This window comes from Pseudomonas sp. L13 (assembly GCF_009935965.1).
In the GTDB taxonomy this organism is placed as follows: domain Bacteria; phylum Pseudomonadota; class Gammaproteobacteria; order Pseudomonadales; family Pseudomonadaceae; genus Aquipseudomonas; species Aquipseudomonas lactis.
In genome coordinates this window covers 1-4977 of sequence record NZ_QODJ01000120.1, presented here as the reverse complement: position 1 = coordinate 4977, position 4977 = coordinate 1, and the positions used below count along the sequence as shown (strand labels likewise).

The following is a 4977-nucleotide window of genomic DNA, read 5'->3' as shown; positions in this document are numbered from 1 at the left end:
GGGCTTGCTCGCGAATGCGGTGTGTCAGTCACAGCAGCATTGGCTGACACACCGCATTCGCGAGCAAGCCCGCTCCCACAGTGGACGGAGTTAGCCGTTAAAACGAAGTGCAAAAAAAGCCCCGAACCAGTCGGGGCGTTTTTTATTCAGCGTGCAGCTTTCAACGGTCAGTCAGCCAACCGCCACGTCGTCCCACCCTTGCCGTCTTCCAACACCACACCCATCGCGGTCAGTTGGTCGCGGATACGGTCGGATTCCGCCCAGTCCTTGCCCGCACGCGCAGCCAAACGCGCCTGGATCAGTGCATCTACCTCAGCGGCATCCACACGCCCTTCAGCGCCCGCTTGCAGGAAGTCATCGGCTTCCATCTGCAACACGCCCAGCACGCTGGCCAGTTCTTTCAGGCGTGCTGCCAGGCCCGCCGCTGCGTCGATATCGGTCTCGCGCAGGCGGTTGATCTCGCGCACCATCTCGAACAGCACGGCGCAGGCTTCCGGGGTGCCGAAGTCGTCGTTCATCACTTCGGTGAAGCGTGCCACGAAGGCTTCGCCGCCAGCCGGCGCCACCGCGGGCAGGCCTTTCAACGCGTGGTAGAAACGCTCCAGGGCGCCCTTGGCGTCCTTGAGGTTGTCTTCGGAGTAGTTGATGGCGCTGCGGTAGTGGCTGGACACCAGCAGGTAACGCACCACTTCCGGGTGGTACTTTTCCAGCACGTCGCGGATGGTGAAGAAGTTGTTCAAGGACTTGGACATCTTCTCGCCATTGATGCGGATCATGCCGCAGTGCATCCAGGCATTGGCGTAGGTCTTGCCAGTGGCAGCTTCGCTCTGGGCGATTTCGTTTTCGTGGTGCGGGAACTCCAGGTCGCTGCCGCCGCCATGAATGTCGAAGGTCTCGCCCAGGCAGCAGGTGGACATCACCGAGCATTCGATGTGCCAGCCCGGACGCCCGGCGCCCCACGGCGACTCCCAGCTCGGCTCGCCCGGCTTGGTGGCTTTCCACAGCACGAAGTCGAGCGGATCCTGCTTGGCTTCGTCGACTTCGATACGTGCGCCGATGCGCAGGTCTTCGATCTTCTTGCGCGACAGCTTGCCGTAACCCATGAACTTGGCGACGCGGTAGTACACGTCGCCGTTGCCCGGGGCGTAGGCATAGCCCTTGTCGATCAAGGTCTGGATCATCGCGTGCATGCCCGGGATGTGGTCCGTGGCACGCGGTTCCATGTCTGGCTTGAGGATGTTGAGGCGCGCCTCGTCCTCGTGCATGGCGGCGATCATGCGCTCGGTCAGCGCGTCGAACGACTCGCCGTTCTCGTTGGCACGGTTGATGATCTTGTCGTCGATGTCGGTGATGTTGCGCACGTACGTCAAGTCATAGCCGCTGAAACGCAACCAGCGGGTCACCAGGTCGAAGGCAACCATGCTGCGGCCGTGGCCGATGTGGCAGTAGTCGTACACGGTCATGCCGCACACGTACATGCGCACCTTGTTGCCGTCCAGCGGCTTGAAGACTTCTTTGGTCTTGCTGAGCGTGTTGTAGATCGTTAGCACGATGTTTCCCTTAAATCACTGGCCCCACGAATCTCGCAAGGTCACGGTACGGTTGAATACCGGAGCACCAGGTTTCGAGTCCTTGATATCCGCGCAGAAGTAGCCTTCGCGCTCGAACTGGAAACGGTCTTCCGGCTGTGCGTCGCCAAGCGATGGCTCGGCACGACAACCAGTGAGTACTTGCAGGGAGTCAGGGTTGATGTTGTCGAGGAAACTCGCGCTGTCTTCGGCCTTTTCAGGGTTTGGCGAACGGAACAGGCGATCGTACAGGCGCACTTCGCATTCGATGCTGGCAGCGGCCGGTACCCAGTGGACCACGCCTTTGACCTTGCGGCCTTCAGGGTTCTTGCCCAGGGTGTCCGGGTCGTACGAGCAACGCAGCTCGACGATGTTGCCATCGGCGTCCTTGATCGCTTCGTCGGCACGGATCACGTAGCTGCCGCGCAGGCGCACTTCGCCGTTCGGCTCCAGGCGCTTGTAGCCCTTGGGCGGCTCTTCCATGAAGTCGTCACGGTCGATGTAGATTTCGCGGGCGAACGGCAATTTGCGCACGCCCAGCTCTTCTTTCTGCGGGTGACGCGGCAGTTCGAGGTTCTCGACCTGGCCTTCCGGGTAGTTGGTGATCACGACCTTCAACGGGCGCAGCACGCACATGGCGCGCGGCGCGTTGGCGTCGAGGTCCTGGCGGATGCTGAATTCCAGCATGCCGAAATCGACCACACCGTCGGAACGGTTGGTGCCGACCATGTCGCAGAAGTTGCGGATCGACGCCGGGGTGTAGCCGCGGCGACGGAAGCCCGACAGCGTGGACATGCGTGGGTCGTCCCAGCCATGCACGTGCTTTTCATCCACCAGTTGCTTGAGCTTGCGCTTGCTGGTGATGGTGTAGTTCAGGTTCAGGCGGCTGAACTCGTACTGACGCGGGTGCGCCGGTACCGGCAGGCTGTCCAGGAACCATTCGTACAGCGGGCGGTGGCTTTCGAACTCCAGGGTGCAGATGGAGTGGGTGATGCCTTCGATGGCGTCCGACTGACCGTGGGTAAAGTCGTAGTTAGGGTAAATGCACCATTTGTCACCGGTCTGGTGGTGATGGGCATGGCGGATGCGGTACATGATCGGGTCGCGCAGGTTCATGTTCGGCGAGGCCATGTCGATCTTGGCGCGCAGCACGCGGGCGCCGTCCGGGAATTCGCCGGCGCGCATACGGTTGAACCAGTCCAGGTTCTCTTCCACCGAACGGTCGCGGAACGGGCTGTTCTTGCCCGGCTCGGTCAGCGTGCCACGGTACTCCTTGGCCTGCTCCGGGGTCAGGTCGTCCACATAGGCCTTGCCGGCCTTGATCAGCTCGACGGCCCAGTCGAACAACTGGTCGAAATACTTGGAGGCATAGCGCACTTCACCGGACCATTCGAAGCCCAGCCACTTGATGTCGCTTTCGATGGCGTCGATGTATTCCTGGTCTTCCTTGGCCGGGTTGGTGTCGTCGAAACGCAGGTGCGTGACGCCACCGAACTCCTGGGCCAGGCCGAAGTTCACACAGATCGACTTGGCGTGACCGATGTGCAGGTAGCCGTTGGGCTCAGGTGGGAAACGGGTGACGATCTGCGTGTGCTTGCCCGAATCCAGGTCCGCCTGGATGATCGGGCGCAGGAAATTGACCGGGACGGCAGGTCCGGCCTTGGTATTCGAGGTAGGGTCGACAGTGGGCTTGCTCATAGGATCCTTGAACAGACAGGTGCGTGGCCAGGTGGGGCCAGATAAAACAAAGGGCTCATAATAGCCGAAGCAGTCAAGACACATACAGAGCGCGGCCAATTAATTGCCCGGGCGGTAAAAAACCACCTCGAAATTCCCGCAGGGCACGCTAAACTGCGCGCCTTGGCCGTCGTTTAGCCAGACAGGTAAGGCGCCCAGGCGCCCACACCCACGAATTCCCTGAAAAGAGTAGTGAACATGACTCAAGTCAAACTGACCACCAACCACGGTGACATCGTCATCGAGCTGAACGCCGATAAAGCGCCGATCACCGTCGCCAACTTCATCGAATACGTCAAAGCCGGCCACTACGAAAACACCGTTTTCCACCGTGTCATCGGCAATTTCATGATCCAGGGCGGCGGTTTCGAGCCTGGCATGAAAGAAAAGAAAGACAAGCGCCCAAGCATCCAGAACGAAGCGGACAACGGCCTTTCCAACGACAAGTACACCGTCGCCATGGCCCGTACCATGGAGCCGCATTCGGCCTCCGCGCAGTTCTTCATCAACGTCGCCGACAACGCCTTCCTGAACCACAGCGGCAAGAACGTGCAGGGTTGGGGCTACGCAGTGTTCGGTAAAGTCACCGCAGGCACCGACGTTGTCGACAAGATCAAAGGCGTGTCGACCACCTCCAAGGCCGGTCACCAGGACGTTCCAGCCGAAGACGTGATCGTCGAGAAAGCCGAGATCATCGAAGCGTGATATTGCTGATTTCAGACTTGCATCTGGAAGAGGAACGCCCGGACATCACCCGGGCGTTTCTGGATCTGCTCCACGGCCGCGCCCGTGGCGCCCAGGCGTTGTACATTCTGGGGGACTTCTTCGAAGCCTGGATTGGCGACGATGGCATGACCCCCTTCCAGCGCTCCATCTGCGCGGCTCTGCGTGAGCTGAGCGACAGCGGCACCCCGATTTTCATCATGCACGGCAACCGCGATTTCCTGATCGGCAAGGCGTTCTGCAAAGCGGCAGGCGCCACCTTGCTCAAGGACCCGACTGTTGTGCAGTTGTATGGCGAGCCTGTGCTGTTGATGCACGGCGACAGCCTCTGCACCCGCGACCTCGGCTATATGAAGCTGCGGCGCATCCTGCGTAACCCGATTGTGCTGTTTATCCTGCGCCACCTGCCCTTGGGCACCCGCCACAAACTGGCGCGCAAGCTACGCAGTGAGAGCAGCGCCCAGGTGCGCATGAAGGCCAATGACATTGTCGATGTCACCCCTGAAGAAGTGCCCCGGGTGATGCAGCAGTTTGGCGTGCGCACCCTGGTCCACGGCCATACCCATCGCCCCGCCATCCATAAGTTGCAGATCGGCGACCAGGCGGCCAAGCGCATTGTGCTGGGGGACTGGGACAAGCAAGGCTGGGCATTGCAGGTGGATGAACAAGGGTTTCAACTGGCGGCGTTTGACTTCGTCAACCCGCAGTTGGCGTTGCCTGGCGCCTGAACCTCTGACACAACACCGATCAACCTGTGGGAGCTGGCTTGCCTGCGATGGCGGCCTGACAGTCAACACAGTTGGACCGTGTACATATCCATTGCTGCGGTAACGGCCACTTAGGGTTCCGCTCTGACAGCGGCTCACTTTTGAAAAAGCGCAAAAGTAAGCAAAACGCTCTTGCCCCACCACTCGGCACCTCGCTTGGGCTCGGTGTGCCCGTAATCCGC

Annotated in this window: 4 protein-coding genes; 2 read left to right on the top strand and 2 right to left on the bottom strand. The window is 60.5% G+C overall.

The genetic code is table 11. From position 1 onward, the window contains the following. Positions 1–167: 167 nt before the first annotated feature. Together cysS and DK871_RS28145 are read right to left on the bottom strand one after the other, a co-directional pair. Complete coding sequence (gene cysS, locus DK871_RS28150; RefSeq protein WP_161907451.1) at positions 168–1550, bottom strand: cysteine--tRNA ligase; 1383 nt, start codon at positions 1548–1550, stop codon at positions 168–170. Positions 1551–1565: 15 nt separating this feature from the next. Next, positions 1566–3266: a glutamine--tRNA ligase/YqeY domain fusion protein gene (locus tag DK871_RS28145; RefSeq protein WP_003192174.1), complete on the bottom strand. Its 1701-nt coding sequence runs from the start codon at positions 3264–3266 to the stop codon at positions 1566–1568. Positions 3267–3503: 237 nt separating this feature from the next. Between DK871_RS28145 and DK871_RS28140 the strand changes: the two genes are divergently transcribed. Together DK871_RS28140 and lpxH are read left to right on the top strand one after the other, a co-directional pair. Continuing rightward, entirely contained in the window at positions 3504–4010 is a 507-nt protein-coding gene (locus DK871_RS28140; RefSeq protein WP_032896616.1) for a peptidylprolyl isomerase, read from the top strand. Continuing rightward, the gene (lpxH, locus tag DK871_RS28135; RefSeq protein ID WP_034133801.1) at positions 4007–4756 is read left to right on the top strand and encodes a UDP-2,3-diacylglucosamine diphosphatase; all 750 of its coding nucleotides are present in this window, start codon (positions 4007–4009) and stop codon (positions 4754–4756) included. Before DK871_RS28140 ends, lpxH begins: the two co-directional genes overlap by 4 nt. Positions 4757–4977 lie beyond the last annotated feature (221 nt).